Source organism: Streptomyces spororaveus (assembly GCF_016755875.1).
Classification (GTDB): Bacteria; Actinomycetota; Actinomycetes; order Streptomycetales; family Streptomycetaceae; genus Streptomyces; species Streptomyces spororaveus.
Map to the genome: position 1 here is coordinate 2,016,659 of NZ_BNED01000005.1, position 16,005 is coordinate 2,032,663.

Here is a 16,005-nt window from a genome sequence, read left to right on the forward strand (position 1 = left end):
TCAGACCGCCTCTCCCTGACGGGCGGCCGCGAGGCGGACCGCGTCGAGGATCTTCTCGTAACCCGTGCAGCGGCAGAGGTTGCCGGACAGGGCCTCACGGATGTCCTGGTCGGACGGGGAGGAGTTCTCCTCCAGCAGCGCGTCCGCCTGGATCAGCAGACCCGGGGTGCAGAAACCGCACTGGACGGCGCCGGCGTCGATGAACGCCTGCTGGATGTTCGAGAGTTCCACGCCCTCGCCGGTCTGCGAGTCGCCTGGCCTGGCCTGCCACTGCTTGGCGGCGTCCAGGGACACGCCCTTGCTGCCGCAACCGCCGCCGGTGCCGCAGGCACCACCGTGGCCGTGCTCGTCGCGCTGCTTGGAGAACTCCGCCAGACCCTCGACGGTCACGACGTCGCGACCCTCGACCTGACCGGCCGCGACCAGACACGAACAGACCGGCACGCCGTCGAGACGGACGGTGCAGGAACCGCACTCGCCCTGCTCGCAGGCGTTCTTCGAACCCGGCAGACCCAGGCGCTCACGCAGGACGTAGAGAAGGGACTCGCCCTCCCACACGTCGTCGGCTTCCTGCTGACGGCCGTTGACCGTGAAATTGACGCGCATGATTACGCAGCCCCTTCAAGCGAGCGGCCGTTGCCGGTACCGCGGTACTGCTCCCAGGTCCAGACGAGCTGGCGGCGAGCCATGATGCCGACCGCGTGACGGCGGTACTTCGCCGTGCCGCGGACGTCGTCGATTGGGTTGGCCGCGCCGGAGGCGAGGTCACCGAACTGCTTGGCGATCGACGGGGTGATGACCTTGCCGGACTCCCAGAAGCCGCCCTCTTCGAGCGCGGCGTTCAGGAACTCCTCGGCGGCCTTGGCCCGGATCGGGGTCGGCGCGGCCGAACCGATACCGGTGCGGACCGTGCGGGTCTCCGGGTGCAGCGCCAGACCGAACGCGCACACCGCGATGACCATCGCGTTGCGGGAGCCGACCTTGGAGTACTGCTGGGGGCCGTCCGCCTTCTTGACGTGAACGGTCTTGATGAGCTCGTCGGCGGCGAGCGCGTTGCGCTTCACACCGGTGTAGAACTCGTCGATCGGGATGAGGCGGGAGCCGCGTACGGACTCCACCTCGACCTCGGCACCCGCCGCGAGCAGCGCCGGGTGGGAGTCACCGGCCGGCGAGGCGCAACCGAGGTTGCCGCCGACACCGCCGCGGTTGCGGATCTGCGGGGACGCGACCGTGTGCGAGGCGAGCGCGAGTCCCGGAAGCTCCGTGCGGAGGTTCTCCATGATCTGCGTGTACGGAACGGAGGCGCCCAGGCGAACCACGTCCTCGCCGACCTCCCACTCCCGCAGCAGACCGATGCGGTTCAGGTCCAGGAGGTACTCCGGCCGACGGTGGTCGAAGTTGATCTCGACCATCACGTCGGTGCCACCCGCAATCGGCACAGCCGAGGGGAACTCGGCCTTTGCGGCGAGCGCCTCCTCCCAGCTGGCGGGGCGAAGGAAGTCCATGAGCGGCTCTCTTCTTCTTCATCGTGTCGTTTACTTCAAGCCAGGAGGCCTGAGAGTCCTCGACTGGTCGTTCACGTGCTGTTAACGCGGTGTGGACCCAGTACACAAGCCGCTCGCCGCCCGGTGCAGTCACTGAAACCATGAAGGAGTTGGCTGACGGCCTCCCTCGTCTTGTAGATTCGTATGAAAGGCAGGATGCGACGACCTGCCCGATTTCCAACGGCAACATTCGAGACAGATCGGCGGCGACATCATGCGGCTGCGCGCACTGCTGGAAACCGAGGCGCTGGGGCTGCGGCTGCTCGGCGGCGAGGGTGAACTCGACCGGACGGTCCGCGGGGTCATGACGACCGACCTGCGCGATCCCAGCCGATATCTGTCGGGGGGCGAACTCGTCCTGACCGGCTTGGCATGGAGACGAAATTCAGCCGACTCCGAGCCATTCGTACGAATTCTGGCGAGCGCGGGCGTCGCCGGGCTCGCCGCGGGCGAGGCGGAGCTGCAGGCCATTCCCGATGATCTTGTTTCGGCCTGCGTCCGCAACCGGCTGCCGCTGTTTGCCGTGAACGAGGACGTTGCATTCGCCACGATCACGGAGTACGTCGTCAGGCAGGTCTCGGGCGAGCGCGCCGGAGACCTCGCGGCCGTCGTGGACCGGCACCGCCGGCTGATGACCTCGGGTCCGGCCGGCGGCGGCCCCGACGTGGTGCTCGATCTGCTCACCACCGACCTCGATCTCCGGGCCTGGGTGCTGTCCCCCACCGGCCGGCAGATCGCCGGGGCGGGCGAGCCGCTGGCGCCGGGCGTGTGCGCAGCACTGGCGGGCGAGCACCTTGCGGCGGTCCGGACGGGCCGCAGGGGGCCGCATCGGATCTCCATCCAGGGTATTACCTACTCGCTCTTCCCGATCAGGGGACACGGGCGCGGAGCCGCCGGTCCGGGCGCCCGTGACGTGCGCGAGACGGTGCTCTCGGACTGGCTGCTGGCCGTCGAGGCGGACGCGGGCGACTGGCCCGCCGAGCGGCTGGATCTGCTCCAGGGCGTCACTCAGCTGATCGCCGTGGAGCGCGACCGGCGCGACGCGGCGCGCACGGTGCGCCGCCGGCTCGCACAAGAAGTCCTCGAACTGGTCCAGACGGGTGCCCCGCCCGCCGAGATCGCCGCCCGTCTGCGGGTCGCGGCCCCGGTGCTGCTGCCCGGACTGGGCGCCGCCCCGCACTGGCAGGTCGTCGTGGCCCGGGTGGACTGGGACGGCGGGGACATCCCCGGCGGCCCGGTGGCCCAGTCGCTGCTGGAGGAGATCCTCGTCGACCCGTCGGTCTCGGGGCCCGAGCCCTCGGACCGGATCGCCGTGGCCCATGCGGGTGACGAGGCCATCGCCCTGGTCCCGCTGCCCTCGCTCGCCGGGGACGCCGGGGAGGACAAGGGCCCGGATTCCGCCCTGCACGCCGACGAGCTGCTCGCGGTGGTACGGGACCCGCTGGCGGCCGGCCTGGCCGACGACGGCCGGCTCACGCTGGGCGTCAGCGCGGCCGTGCACTCCGCCGAGGGGCTGCGCGGGGCGCTGGAGGAGGCCCGGCACGCCCGCCGGGTGGCCGCGGCCCGCCCGGGGCGGGTCTGCGCGGCGGGCCACCACGAACTGGCCTCGCACGTGCTGCTGCTGCCGTTCGTCCCGGACGACGTCCGCCGCGCCTTCACGGCCCGGCTGCTGGACCCGCTGCGGGACTACGACCGGCGCCACCGCGCGGAGCTCATCCCGACGCTGGAGGCCTTCCTGGACTGCGACGGTTCCTGGACCCGCTGCGCGACGCGGCTGCACCTGCACGTCAACACGCTGCGCTACCGGGTCGGGCGAATCGAGCAGTTGACGGCGCGGGACCTGTCCCGGCTGGAGGACAAGCTCGACTTCTTCCTGGCACTGCGCATGAGCTGAGAAGATCCGCCCCGCGGCCGCAAGGGTTCGGCCACGGGGCGGCTGATGATCCGTCCGGACTTTGTGAAAGAGTTCACCCAACCCCTTGGCCGATGCCGCAGATCCGTGCTCTCATTTCGCCCCAGGGCTCAACGATGTGCTGCTGGCTTGCTTTGGGGAGGGCAATGTGGCGGACACCGCCATGTCGGGTGCCGGAACGACCGGAGGAGACGACCCCCTCCAGCGGGCGATATGGCGGCTGCGCTCGCGCGGCTGTTGGACGGATGCGGCGGCGCTGCTGACGCCGCACGTCGGCAAGGCCGGTGGCGCCGGGGCGGCCGTGCAGCGGACAGCGCTGCTGGTGGAGCGCTGCCTGTTCACCGGGCAGGGCTGGGCCGAGGCCGAGGACGCGCTGCGGATCGCCGAGGCCGTCTCCCAGGACGACGACGACCGGGGCGCGGCCGCGTGCGAACGGGGTCAGCTGGCGTACGCCGCCACCGTGCTCGGCGTACGCGACCGGGCCGACGAGGCCCGCTCCGCGCTGGGCAGGGCCGCGGCCCTGCTGTCCCCGCAGTCGAGGACCCGCCCGCTGCTGGACTTCCGGCGGGGGCTCGTCGCCGAGCACCTGGCGGATGCCCCGCAGTCGGCCCGTCCGGCCTACCACCGGGCCCACGCGGGGGCGGAGGCGCACGGGGACACCCTGCTGCTGTCCTTCACCTGGCGGCACCTGGCCGCGCTGGCGCTGCGGGACGGGGAGGTGGCCGAGGCGCGCAAGGGCTTCGCGGAGTCCCTGCGCATCCGGGAGGACCTGGGCTTCCTGATCGGCACGGCCCCGGCGCTGGCGGCGCTGGCGGAGGCCGAGCCGGAACCGGAGGCCGCCCGGCTGCGCGCGGAGGCCCGCCGCCTGTTCCACCTGCTGGGCGGCATCCCCACCTGGCTGGCGGACCAGCTCCACCACCCGGACCCGGCACCGTCGCCCGCGGCGTAGCCTCCGGCCGTTGCGGCCTCGTCGGCGTTCGGGGCCCGGGGCCCGGGGTGGAACCCCGGCCTTGGGCCCCGCCGGCGAGCGGGGCCCGGGGTCAGGCGCAGGAGCCTGCGAAGTGTTCGCGCACCAGGGCTTCCACCACCGGCAGGTCCCGCGCGACCAGCGCCTCCAGCAGCGCCGAGTGCTCCGCCGCGTCGGCGACGAGATCGGCCCGCCGCACCCGCGGAGCGCCCGGCAGGGGCCACTGCGCCCGGCGGTGGAGCTCCTCCGCCACCTTCACCAGCTGCGCGTTGCCGGCCAGCCGCAGCACCGCTCCGTGGAACGCCCGGTCCGCCTCCGCGTACCCCGGGAGGTCACCGGCGGCCGCGGCCTCGACCGTCAGGTCCGCCGCCGGGCGCAGGGCCTCCCAGGCCTCGGCGGGCTCCGTGCGGGCCAGCCGGAGCATCACCGGGACCTCCAGCAGCGCCCGTACCTCGGCCAGCTCGGCGAGCTCACCCGGGGTGCGGGAGAGCACGCGGAAACCCCGGTTCGGGAGGCATTCCACCGCCCCCTCCACGGCCAGCTGCTGCATCGCCTCGCGCACCGGGGTCGCGGAGACCCCGAAACGCTCTCCCAGCGCCGGGCCCGAGTAGATCTCCCCCGGCACCAGCTCGCCGTCGATCAGGGCCGCGCGCAGCGCGTCGAGCACCTGTCCGCGCACCGAATGGCGCAACACCTTCCGCCTTTGTGCCGGTACCCGGGCGTGGGCCGTTTCGCGCACTCGGTCCTCCTCCGGGTTTCGACCTCTCCCGAGGATAGGTGACGTCGTACGCGTCAGTAGGTTACAGACCGGTCCGGATCGAGTAAGGTAAGGCTTACCTGTTAATGATCGTGTGATTCTGTGATTCGGTGGCCCGCCATGACCGTCACGACCCTCCCGGCCGTCACATCCGCCCCGCCCGGCTCCGCGGTGGCGGATGCGTTCGCCAGGCTGGCCGAGGCGTACGGCGGACTGCGGGTGATCGAGCGCACCGCGCACGAACCCGTCCCTCGCGGTGCGGGATGGGTCGGCGCGGACGAGCTCGCGGCCGGCGGGCCGGCCCTGGACGCCTTCCTCGCCTGGGACAACGCCCAGGTCCTGCGGGACTACGGGACCCAGGCCCGCCCCGATGTGATCGCGGGCTTCGGGCTGCACCGGTACGCGTGGCCGGCCTGCCTGCTGATCACCCTCCCGTGGTTCCTGCACCGGCGGGTCCCGCGCCTCCCGGTCACCGGGGTGGCCTTCCACCGGACCCTCGGCCGGATGAGCGTGCGCGTCGGGGAGTTCGCCTGCCTGCCGGACGATCCGGCGGCCGCCCTCCCGGGGGCCCGTGTCGTGCCCGACGAGGAGGCGCTGCGCGACGAGGTGCGGGCCGCGGTGGCCGAGCACCTCGGGCCACTGCTGGAGGGGTTCGGCCCGCGCATGCGGCGCGGGCGCCGCGCCCTGTGGGGCATGGCGACCGACGAGGTCGTCGAGAGCCTCTGGTACATCGGCAGCCTGCTCGGCGAGGAGCGGCGCGCCATGGCCGAACTGGAGGCGCTGCTGCCCGGCTCGACGGCCCCGTACACCGGGGGCGCGGGGTTCCGCACGCTCACCGGACCCGCCGGCGAGGAGCTGCCCACCCGGGACCGGGCCGGCTGCTGCTTCTTCTACACCATCCGCCCCGAGGACACCTGTGTCACCTGTCCGCGGACCTGTGACGCCGACCGGATCGCCCGCCTCGCGGCGGCGGGCGCCTGAACCCACCCCGTACGGCTGACCGCAATCGAACACAACTGGGCTCATACGGGCACCAGTTCGAGTCACAACACCCTATCCGGCGGGCCCCACCCCCCGATGGCGTCCACTTGCCCCGAAACCCGCGTGCACCACTCTCCGGCTACGCCACTATGGCGCCCGGAAAGCCGCACGGCCGCATAGCCGCATACGCGAGGCAAGGGACATCCGCATGAGACTGACCGACATATCGCTGGACTGGCTGCTGCCCGGCAGCCTGTTGATCCTGGGCGTACTTGCGGCAGTTGCGGTACTGGCCCGAGGCAAGCGCGAGAGCGAGAAGGCCGCGGCGGACGACAGCTGGGAGCGCAGCGAGGAACGGCGGCGGCGCAAGGAAGCCGTCTACGGGAGCGCTTCGTACGTTCTGCTCTTCTGCTGCGCGGCGGTCGCCGCCGCGCTCTCCTTCCACGGACTGGTCGGCTTCGGCCGACAGAACCTCAACCTCTCCGGAGGCTGGGAGTACCTGGTCCCCTTCGGTCTCGACGGCGCCGCCATGTTCTGCTCGGTACTCGCCGTCCGCGAGGCCAGCCACGGCGACGCCGCCCTCGGCTCGCGCATGCTCGTCTGGCTGTTCGCCGGCGCGGCCGCGTGGTTCAACTGGGTGCACGCACCCCGGGGCCTGGGCCACGACGGGGCCCCGCAGTTCTTCGCGGGGATGTCCCTCTCGGCGGCCGTCCTCTTCGACCGCGCCCTCAAGCAGACCCGCCGGGCGGCGCTGCGCGAACAGGGCCTGATCCCGAGGCCGCTGCCGCAGATCCGGATGGTCCGCTGGCTGCGGGCCCCCCGGGAGACCTTCGGCGCATGGTCGCTCATGCTGCTGGAGGGGGTGCGCACCCTCGACGAGGCCGTGGACGAGGTGCGCGAGGACAAGAAGGAGCGGGAGCAGGACCGGCACCGCAGGCGCGACCAGAACCGGTTGGACCGGGCGCGCATCAAGGCGCTGGGCCGGCAGAACAGGGCGTTCGGGCGTTCGCGCGGCCGTCAGGTCGAGCTCCCGGAACTGACGCAGGGAGCGGGCTCCGCGCCGGTCGGCGCGGAGCCGGCCATACCGGAATCAGGACAACTGCCCCTGCGACGCCGGCCCTCCCTGCAGGCCGTCAACCCGACCGACTCCCTTGACGTGACCGGCCCCCGGACGGTGGACCTCACCGCCGAGGACGACACCCAGACCATTCCCCGGCTGGACTCGCTGGAGCGCAAACTGAAGGACCTGGAGCAGCAGTTCGGCTGACCTGGTCCGTGAAACTCGGGGAAACCCCGTGGGGCCCGCCTGTTCAGGCGGGCCCTGCGTCATGCCGTGCGTCGAGCTCGAACCACACGACCTTGCCGCTGCCCAGGGCGAGCGCGTCCACGCCCCATTCGTCGGCGAGTTCCTGTACCAGCACGAGTCCCCGGCCGTGCGTACCGTCGTCGGCGGTCGGTACGTACGGCCGGGGACGGCGTGCGGCGTAGTCCCGGACCTCCACGCGTAAGCGGGTGGCGGCGAGGCTCGCGTGCACCTCGGCACCCCGGTCGGTATGGACGAGCGCGTTGGTGACGAGCTCGGTGATCAGCAGTTCGGCCACCTCGGCGGCGTCGGTCCGGCATCGGTGGCGCATCAACTCCCGCAGAGCCCGGCGGACTTCGCCGCCCGCCTTCAGGTCGGCCCGGCGTACGCTCCGGGTGATCCGCAGCGCGTCCACCGCTTCCCCGTCCCCGTCGGCGGACGGCTCACCCGGCACCGGCCTCCCTCTCCCCCACAGCTTCCCGGTCTTCGCCCCCACCCGCACGGCGATGTCCCTCCCGTGTCCTTGCTCTCGAACAGGTCTACGGGATGCATGCCCCCCGGGCGGTCCCGCACTCCTGCGGGCTTACGGGCGGGGCACGTCGCGGGGGTCGGAACAGGCCGTCCGGATCATGTGATCCACTCCTCCGTCCCCCACGATCCTGCCGACGGACCGTACGAATCCGGTCACCGTTCCGGCGCCGGTCTTCGGAGGAATCGACAGGGCGCCCAGGTCCGTGACCACGTCCGCCGGAGCGGGCCCCGGTGCCGGACTGCCCCCTTCAAAGCCCCTGTGAGCTGCTGGGGCCGCTCCACGCGGACCCCGTACGCACCGGCCGCACGCGCGAGGCCCGCGACGTCCGGGTTCCTGTTCGTCGCCCCCCGGGAGGGCAGGCCGGAAACCGACGTCTCCGACTCGGCCGTTCCGAGTGATGAGTTGTCGAAGAGGACCACTTCGGCGAGCGGGTCGTACTGCACCAGGGGGAGGAAATCTCCCACCGGCATCGAGAAACCACCGTCGCCCGACATCGACACCACTTGACGGTTCCGGTCGGCGAAGGAGCCCACGATGCGCCCTTGCGGTTCGGGGAAAGATAGCGCGCCGCCCCCCACATTGCACATGCCGGCGGCGACGGCGGGAACGGCGGTCCGACCCGGACCGGCGGCCCGACCGACTTCACCCGAATGGAGTAACCAAACGCGCCACCCACATGGGTGAAGATCAAGCTGAGTAGTGCCCCAACCGAGGCAATCCGCGAAAGGGAAACCACATGCGCATTCGACGAATTCTGGCCGCCGTCATCGCCACGGCAGCCCTCGCCGGACTCGGCCTCACAGGCGCTGCCACCGCGTCCGCCGCCCCTGCCACCCCCACCGTCGCCGTCACCGAAAACCCCACCCCTGGTGAGTGCATCGACGGCGGCGGAAAGGTCGGGGCGAACAACATCTGCGAGGGCGGAACGCGCAACGGGGAGCTGGTCGACTGAATCTCACGGTGCGCCCCGCGGCCACGCGCGGCGGGGCGCACCGGCGCGCGCATGCTGCACCAGCGAGACACCGGGGCCACGGGTGCGCCGGTCACGCCTCCCAGACGGCGGCGGCCGTGCGGTCGTCGGCGTACCCCTTGAGGCGGAGCTGGGTGTCCGCGAGGAAGGCCGCGAGGCCGGGCGGCTCCTGTCCGGCCCAGCGGGCGGCGAGCTCCGCCGGGAGGGCGGCCTCCTCCCGCATCGGTTCGGCCAGGCCCCCGGAGCACAGCAGCAGGGTGTCCCCGGGCCGGGCCACGGCCGCGCGGAAGCGGAACCCGACCTCCGTGTCCTCGGCCGACCCGGCGGGTTCCAGGTCCTGCCACTGCCCCGAGCGGAGCCGGAACAGGCCGCCCGCGCCGGCGCCGAAGCACACCCGGGTGCGGCACTGCGGATCCACCGGGAGCAGCAGCCCTCGCAGTCCTGCGGTGTACGCCGGCTCGGCGAGCCCGAGCTCGGCGGCGCGGGCCCGCAGTCGCCCGTAGCCCCGGTCGGTGAGGCGCTGGAGGCCCGAGCGCAGGGCGTCGCGGCGCCCGGCGCGGATGTCGTCGGCCAGCCGCTCCTGGCTCCGCCCGACGGCGGCCGCGACCGTGCGGCACAGCTCGGAGGCGGCCTCGGCGGCCCCGGGGGCGGCCCGGTCCCCGCCCGCGAGGGCGACCAGGACCAGCGCGTCGTCGCCGCTGCCGAAGCGGGCGGTGAGCAGGAAGTCGCGGCGGGCCTCGCCGCGGTAGCGGGCGGAGTCCCCGCGCAGGGAGGCGGCGCGCAGGGTGTAGGAGCCGTAGCGGGCCCCTTCGAGGACGGTGTCCGGGGTCAGCTCGTCTACGGCGGCCGGGTCGGCGGGCGGGAGGGCCCCCGGTTCGGGGGCGTAGGTGGGGGCGCGGTCGCCCAGGTGGGAGACCTCGGGCCGGACCGCCGCCGGCCCGGCCGCCACCGGCTCGGGTCCCCGCCCGGGCTCCGGCCGCGGCGCGGGTTCGGCTTCGGGTTCGGGTTCGGCCGCGGGGGCCTGCCGCGGCTGCGGTGCCGGATCGGGCCGGGTCCCCGGGCTCGGCGCGCGGGGGTTCCGGACCGGCAGCTCGGGCCCGCGCACCGGTGGTACGGCCACTCCCCCGAGCGCGTACCCGGTGGCGTCGCCCGCCCGGGGATCCCGCGGCGGCGGGAGGGTGGGCAGGGTCGGGGCCGGCGCCGGATCCCCCTGGCGGGGGCCGGGCAGCAGCGGCTCCGGGGCGCGCGGAGGTTCCGGCGGTCCCGGGTCCGGTGCGAGGTCCGGGGCCGGGCCCGTGGCAGGGGCCGTGGCCGGTGCCGATGCCGGTGCCGGGTCCGTCGTCACGCCCGCCGCCGAACGGAACCGGTGGTCCAGGGTGTCCCCCGGATCGGGTTCCGCTGCCGCGTCGGGGCCCTCGTAGAGCTTCTGCCACCAGTCGTCCGCGCCCTGCTGACTCATGGCTTCATTCTCGGCCCCCCACGGGGGCGGAAAACGCCGAATGCGGGAAAAGGGCCCACCGGACCGCCGTCCGGTGGACCCCTCGCGTTCAGCCCGTACGGATCAGCGCACGTCGTACGCCCGCACGACCGTCTGGGTGACCACGGCGCCCTTCGCGTCGGCCAGTTCGACCTTCAGCGACACGGACTTGCCGGAGGCTCCGGCGTGGTCGACGACCGCGCTCCACCGGCCGCCCCGCTCGCTCACCTTCGCCTGCGTCCAGCTCTCGCCGTCGTAGGAGTACGACAGCTTCGCCGACTTCAGTGCGCCGGGCACGTAGCCCGCGTGGCCGGTGGCGCCCAGCCCGACGATCCGGCCGTCCGCCGCCGCGACCGTCTTCCTCCCGTCCAGGGGGGCCGTGTAGCGCGGGAAGAGGATCGCCAGGCCCTGCGAGTACGCCGAGGCGTCGAGCTTCGTGGAGAACCCCCACGTGGTCTGCACGGCGGTGGAACGCTGCCAGACGCGGGCGGGCGGGCCGATCTTCTCGATGGACTGCGTCAGTTCGTAGCGGCCCTCCTCGGCCGGCACCTCGAAGACCCCGAACGGGTACCAGCTCTCCCCGACGACCTCGCCGCCCCGCTTGAGCACGAGCGAGCCGATGTCCCCGAAGGAGCCCGGCTGGGCGGCGTGGCCGCTGTCGCCCCACATGGCGGGGGCGAACCCGATCAGGTTGCCCTGCCGCTCGGCGGCGAGGGTCTCCTTGCCCGCGAGGTCGCGCGGCGCGACCGGGCCGGTGATCCCGTCGTACCACGTGGCCGCGTTCCGCTGCCCCTTCGCGTAGGTGCGCTGCTCGCCGACCATGAACTCGCCCCAGGGGAAGCTGCTGGAGAGCAGCTGGTCCCAGGCGGTGTCCCCGGCGGAGTGGTACTCGGTCCGTGTTCCCGGTGCCGCGACGGTCTCCGTCCCGCCGAAGTAGACGGCGGTGCCGATCGGCCGGTACGCCGCGGCCAGGTCGATGAAGTCGGCCGCGACGCCCATGGAGTTGTAGGTGGACTCGGTCCGCCCGAGGTCGCGGTCGCGTACCCGGTAGGTGTGGCCGCCCACTTCCCCCTTCTCGGGGAGGGCGAGGGAGTAGACGTACGGGCTCCGTGCCGTGGCCTTCCAGGAGAGGGTGACCTTGCCGGTCGCGAGCCTGGCCAGCAGCGCCTTCGCCTCGGTGCTCTCGATGGTCAGCGCGGGCAGCGCGCCGCCCGCGTAGCCGGTGAAGCCGGTCCAGCGGCCGGGGGCCTCGCGGTGGGCGAGGACCGCCTTGGCGCCGGCGGCCTTCGCGTTCTGCGCGACCTCGTACAGTGCGCCGTCGGCCGCCTTCACCAGGACGACCGCGCCCCGGGCGCCCGCCGCGGCGAGTTCCCCGGGGGTGCCGGAGCCGGCGTCGACCAGCCGTGCGCTGCCGGTCCCGTCGAGGTTGTCGCTGCCGGTGGAAGCGGTGATCGGGTGGAGTGCCGGGCCGCCGACGGCCTTCAGCTCGGAGACGAGCGGCGCGGCCGCCCGCCAGTAGGACGCGAACTCGAAGCCGCCGTCCTTGGCGCGGCCCTCGACGGAGGCGTAGAAGCCGCGGATGGTGCGGCCGCCCATGGCGGTGCCCGCGTGCAGCCAGACGTCGTCCCAGCTGCGGGCGAATCCGAGGGTGGTGTTGCGTGCCTCGACCGGCTGGTCGGCGGCGATGTCCAGGCGCCCGGCCCTACGGGCGTCCAGGACGACGGTGGTGTCCTTCTTCAGTTCGACCTGGGGGCGGCCGAGGTAGGTGAGGGAGTCGATCAGCCTGTCTCCCTCCCCCTGTCCCGCGTCGGGGGTGGCGACGAAGGCGGAGAGGAAGTACGCGCCCGGGCGCACCCGGTAGACCTGGTCCACGGCGCCCTCGTTGAAGCGGCGTTCGCCGGTGGCGTCGTCGGTGCCGATCACGTCCAGCGAGGAGGGTCCGGAGGCCGGCCTGCCCGCCCGGTCGACGAGCTTGACGCGCAGGGTCACGGTCTCGGGCTCGATGGAGAGCGAGAAGGGGGTGGAGACGCGCACGCCGTTCGCGGTGGCGACGACGCGTCCGGTGACGTCCCCGTACTGGGAGCGTTCCAGCCTCGCCGCCGGGTCGAGGGCGAGCGGCACCTTGACGGTGGCGCCGGCCGCGACGGTGACCGTGCGCCGGTCGAGACGGGCGACCTGCCCGCGGACGGGCGAGCCGTCGTTGCCGGTGACCTTCTCGACGGCCAGGGCCAGGGTGACGGGGCTCTTGCCCGTGTTGGTGTACGGGACCTCGGCGGTGGTGCGGTCGCTGCGGTCCTGCGGCCAGTTGTACACGCCGCCCTGGACGGCGGGGGCGCCGGTCACGGTGGTGTCGATCGCGGCCTTCACGTCGAGGCGGCCGCCGCCGGTCTCCCGGACGTCGCCGGGGATCCGGGTGTCGGCGGAACCTACGAGGGCGGCCTTGATCTGCTGTCCGCTCCAGTCGGGGTGGCGCTGCTTGACGACGGCGGCGGCGCCCGCGACATGCGGGGTGGCCATCGAGGTGCCGGACATGGACTGGTAGGCGTACACCCCGCGGCCGCCCGCGGCGGCGGCGGAGATCCCGACGCCGGGGGCGGCGATCTCGGGCTTGAGGGTGTGCTGGAGTCCGGCCGGGCCGCGGCTGGAGAACGGGGCCGTCGTGTCGTCGCGGTCGACGGCGCCCACGGTCAAGGCGGAGGGCGCGCAACCGGGCGAGGAGACGGTGTTGTTGCCGGGGCCGGAGTTGCCGGCGGCGACGACGAAGAGCGGGCCCTGCCGGGAGAGTCGTTCGGCGGCGGCGGCGAGCGGGTCGTCGCATGCGGTCTGCGTGGGGTCGCCGAGGCTCATGGAGACCACGTCGGCCTTGGCTTCGACGGCCCATTCCATGCCCGCGATGATCCACGAATCGAGGCCGTAGCCACCGTCGTTGAGGACCTTGCCGCTGAGCAGTTCGGCGCCGGGGGCCACGCCCTTCCTGGCGCCGCCGCTCTCGGCGCCGGAGCCGCCGACGGTGGAGATGGTGTGGGTGCCGTGGCCCTGCCGGTCCGCGTCGGTGTCGGAGTCGGTGAAGTTCTTCGACGCGGTGACGCGGCCCCGGAGGTCGGGGTGGTCCAGGTCCGTTCCGGTGTCGAGGACGGCGACCTTGGTGCCCTTGCCGTCGTACCCGGCGGCCCAGGCGGCGGGAGCGGCGACCTGCTGCGTGGAACGCTCCAGGTTCGCGCGGACCTTGCCGTCCAGCCACAGCTTCTTCAGCCCGCCCGCCACGGAGCGCGTGTGAGGGTCCGTACCGGTGACATCGGACCAGAAGGCGGCGGCCTGCTCCTTGTCGGCGGTGAGGGCGACGGCGCCGATGGAGGTGAGGACGAGGGAGCGGTCGGCGCCGCGGGGCGCGGGCGGGGCGCTGCGCGCCACGTTCACGGATGCGTCGTAGACCGCGATGAGCGGCAGCTTCTTGGTGTGCGCGTCGTCGTAGCCCTGCCGGACGAGACCGGTGACGTTGAAGAGTTCGGGGTCGGCCTTTCCGGCGGCGAGCGCCTTGACCGCGTCCTGCGGGTAGACGTACAGGTCCTGGCCAGACTGCCGGGTCTGTACGAGCGGCTGCGAGCCGTCCGGGCGCGGCATCGCGGTGGCGGCGGTGCGGCCGGCCGTGTCGGTGGACACCAGGATCCGGTCGCCGGTGACCAGGGTCACCGTGACGGGGGCCGTGGGCTGCTCTCCGGCCGCCGCACTGCCGACGATCGGTCTCTTCCCCGCTCCGGACGCCCCGTCGGCCGGCTGCGCCGCCGACGGGCCGACGGCGGTGGCGGCCAGGACGGCCGCGGCGGCCGCTCCCAGTGCCGTACGCGATATCGGACGCATCGCTCTCCCCAGGTGAATTCCGGCCAACTGCTGCATTGCACGGCGAAGCGCCGCGTAAATGGCTTCTGGCCGGCGGATGTTGGTGCTGCGGTGGCGTCACCTTGGCAGAGTGGCGCCGGGTGCGGCGATGATGTCCGCGGCGGGTTTGCGCCGTGGCCGCTTCCCGCCAGGCGCGTGTCGAAAGGTGGGTGGACGGGTTGCTGGGTGCCATAGGCCTGGACGAGGGCCAGGAGTCGGCGTACCGCGCGCTGGTCGCGCTGGGTGCCGCGGAGGTACCCGATCTCGCGCACCGGCTGACGCTGCCGGTGCCGCACACCGAACGGGCCCTGCGCCACCTGGAGCGGCACGGGCTGGCCGCGCAGTCCTCGGCCCGGCCCGGGCGCTGGGTGGCGGCCCCGCCGGGGGTGGCCCTCGGGGCACTGCTGACGCAGCAGCGGCACGAGCTGGAGCAGGCGGAGCTGGCGGCGGCGCTGCTGGCGGAGGAGTACCGGGTCGAGGCGAGCGAGCCCGCGGTGCACGACCTCGTGGAGGTGGTGCAGGGCGCGAGCGCGGTGGCGCACCGCTTCCACCAGATCCAGCTGGGCGCGGAGAAGGAGGTCTGCGCGCTGGTGACGGGGCGGCCGCAGGTGGTGACGGGCACGGACAACGAGGCGGAGGACCGTGCCTCCGTCCGCGGGGTCGACTACCGGGTGGTCATCGAGCGGGAGGTACTGACCCTGCCGAGCGGGATCCGGGAGGCGTCGACGGCGCTGGCGCGCGGCGAGCAGGTCCGGGTGACGGCACAGGTCCCGACGAAACTGGTGATCGCGGACCGGACGCTGGCCATGGTCCCGCTGACGGCCCGCGGGGCGGAGCCGGCCGCGTTGGTGGTGCACGCGTCGGGGCTGCTGGAATCGCTGACCGGCCTGTTCGAGGCGGTGTGGCGGGAGTCGCTGCCGCTGCGGCTGGGGGCGGCCGGTTCGGCGGAGGAGGCCGGGGGCAGCCCGGACGCCACGGATCTGGAGATCCTCTCGCTGCTCCTGGCGGGTATGACGGACGCGAGTGTGGCCAAGCACCTGGAGCTCGGGTTGCGGACGGTGCAGCGGCGGGTCAAGGGGCTGATGGAGCTGTCCGGGGTGACGACGCGGCTGCAGCTGGGCTGGCACGCGTACGAGCGGGGCTGGGTGGCCCGATAGCCCCTGGTCGGTCAGGCTGAGCGCATGGATCTGCCTCAGCTGCTGCTGGTGGGGCTGGTGCTGCTGCTCGGGGTGGTCGGAGTGCTGATCCCGGGTGTGCCGGGCACCTGGCTGGTGTGGGCGGGGCTGCTGTGGTGGGCGCTGCACGTCCGCACGGCGACGGCGTGGTCCCTGCTGGTCGCGGCGACGGCCCTGCTGCTGGTGGTCCAGGTGGTGAAGTGGCTGCTGCCGCCCCGGCGGGTGCGCGGGCTGGGCATCACGTCCCGGATGGTGGCGTTCGCGGGGACCGGGGCGGTCCTGGGCTTCGTCCTGGTGCCGGTGGTCGGGGCGGTACCTGGCTTCGTGGGCGGCATCTACCTCTGCGAGCGGCTGCGCCTGGGCACGCACGGCGAGGCCTGGGCGTCGGTGCGCGCGGTGATGCGGGCGGTGGGGACGAGCGTGCTGGTGGAGCTGTTCGCGTGTCTGCTGGTGGTGGGGGCGTGGGTGGGGGCGGTGGTGGCGCAGTAGGCGTCCGCCGGGTGTGAGCACC

Annotated in this window: 13 protein-coding genes and 1 pseudogene; 7 read left to right on the forward strand and 7 right to left on the reverse strand. The window is 73.4% G+C overall.

Annotated elements, in window-relative coordinates:
* Complete coding sequence (locus Sspor_RS11740) at positions 1 to 606, reverse strand: (2Fe-2S)-binding protein (RefSeq protein WP_202199071.1); 606 nt, start codon at positions 604 to 606, stop codon at positions 1 to 3.
* A gap of 2 nt (positions 607 to 608) precedes the next feature.
* Entirely contained in the window at positions 609 to 1,505 is an 897-nt protein-coding gene (locus tag Sspor_RS11745; protein WP_030715117.1) for an FAD binding domain-containing protein, read from the reverse strand.
* Between the two features lie 253 nt (positions 1,506 to 1,758).
* On the opposite strand from Sspor_RS11745, the gene Sspor_RS11750 reads away from it, so the two are divergent.
* Together Sspor_RS11750 and Sspor_RS11755 are read left to right on the forward strand one after the other, a co-directional pair.
* A complete protein-coding gene (locus tag Sspor_RS11750; RefSeq protein ID WP_202199072.1) occupies positions 1,759 to 3,438 on the forward strand; it encodes a PucR family transcriptional regulator in 1,680 nt (559 codons plus the stop codon).
* A gap of 181 nt (positions 3,439 to 3,619) precedes the next feature.
* Complete coding sequence (locus tag Sspor_RS11755; RefSeq protein WP_202203613.1) at positions 3,620 to 4,405, forward strand: hypothetical protein; 786 nt, start codon at positions 3,620 to 3,622, stop codon at positions 4,403 to 4,405.
* A 91-nt stretch (positions 4,406 to 4,496) separates the two neighbouring features.
* Here Sspor_RS11755 and Sspor_RS11760 read toward each other — a convergent pair whose 3' ends face one another.
* On the reverse strand, positions 4,497 to 5,162 hold the full coding sequence (locus Sspor_RS11760; protein ID WP_237403816.1) for a GntR family transcriptional regulator: 666 nt from the start codon (positions 5,160 to 5,162) through the stop codon (positions 4,497 to 4,499).
* Between the two features lie 138 nt (positions 5,163 to 5,300).
* Here Sspor_RS11760 and Sspor_RS11765 point away from each other — a divergent pair, with 138 nt between their 5' ends.
* Together Sspor_RS11765 and Sspor_RS11770 are read left to right on the forward strand one after the other, a co-directional pair.
* Entirely contained in the window at positions 5,301 to 6,161 is an 861-nt protein-coding gene (locus tag Sspor_RS11765; protein ID WP_202199073.1) for a (2Fe-2S)-binding protein, read from the forward strand.
* 208 nt (positions 6,162 to 6,369) lie between these two features.
* Entirely contained in the window at positions 6,370 to 7,428 is a 1,059-nt protein-coding gene (locus Sspor_RS11770) for a DUF2637 domain-containing protein (RefSeq protein WP_202199074.1), read from the forward strand.
* Positions 7,429 to 7,471: 43 nt separating this feature from the next.
* Here Sspor_RS11770 and Sspor_RS11775 read toward each other — a convergent pair whose 3' ends face one another.
* Both Sspor_RS11775 and Sspor_RS11780 read right to left on the reverse strand, forming a co-directional pair.
* A complete protein-coding gene (locus Sspor_RS11775; protein ID WP_237403817.1) occupies positions 7,472 to 7,918 on the reverse strand; it encodes an ATP-binding protein in 447 nt (148 codons plus the stop codon).
* A gap of 129 nt (positions 7,919 to 8,047) precedes the next feature.
* A pseudogene (locus tag Sspor_RS11780) lies at positions 8,048 to 8,607 on the reverse strand (thiamine pyrophosphate-dependent enzyme); the annotation flags it as partial.
* Positions 8,608 to 8,732: 125 nt separating this feature from the next.
* Here Sspor_RS11780 and Sspor_RS11785 point away from each other — a divergent pair.
* Positions 8,733 to 8,948, forward strand: a complete 216-nt coding sequence (locus tag Sspor_RS11785; protein ID WP_202199075.1) for a hypothetical protein — start codon at positions 8,733 to 8,735, stop codon at positions 8,946 to 8,948.
* A 91-nt stretch (positions 8,949 to 9,039) separates the two neighbouring features.
* Here the strand turns inward: Sspor_RS11785 and Sspor_RS11790 are convergent, their stop codons facing one another.
* Positions 9,040 to 10,425 carry a protein phosphatase 2C domain-containing protein gene (locus Sspor_RS11790; RefSeq protein WP_202199076.1) on the reverse strand — a complete coding sequence of 462 codons (1,386 nt, stop codon included), beginning with the start codon at positions 10,423 to 10,425 and terminating at the stop codon, positions 9,040 to 9,042.
* Positions 10,426 to 10,527: 102 nt separating this feature from the next.
* Positions 10,528 to 14,301: a S8 family peptidase gene (locus Sspor_RS11795; protein WP_202199077.1), complete on the reverse strand. Its 3,774-nt coding sequence runs from the start codon at positions 14,299 to 14,301 to the stop codon at positions 10,528 to 10,530.
* 197 nt (positions 14,302 to 14,498) lie between these two features.
* On the opposite strand from Sspor_RS11795, the gene Sspor_RS11800 reads away from it, so the two are divergent.
* Positions 14,499 to 15,476: a helix-turn-helix domain-containing protein gene (locus Sspor_RS11800; RefSeq protein WP_202199078.1), complete on the forward strand. Its 978-nt coding sequence runs from the start codon at positions 14,499 to 14,501 to the stop codon at positions 15,474 to 15,476.
* Between the two features lie 24 nt (positions 15,477 to 15,500).
* A complete protein-coding gene (locus tag Sspor_RS11805) occupies positions 15,501 to 15,983 on the forward strand; it encodes a DUF456 domain-containing protein (protein WP_202199079.1) in 483 nt (160 codons plus the stop codon).
* Positions 15,984 to 16,005 lie beyond the last annotated feature (22 nt).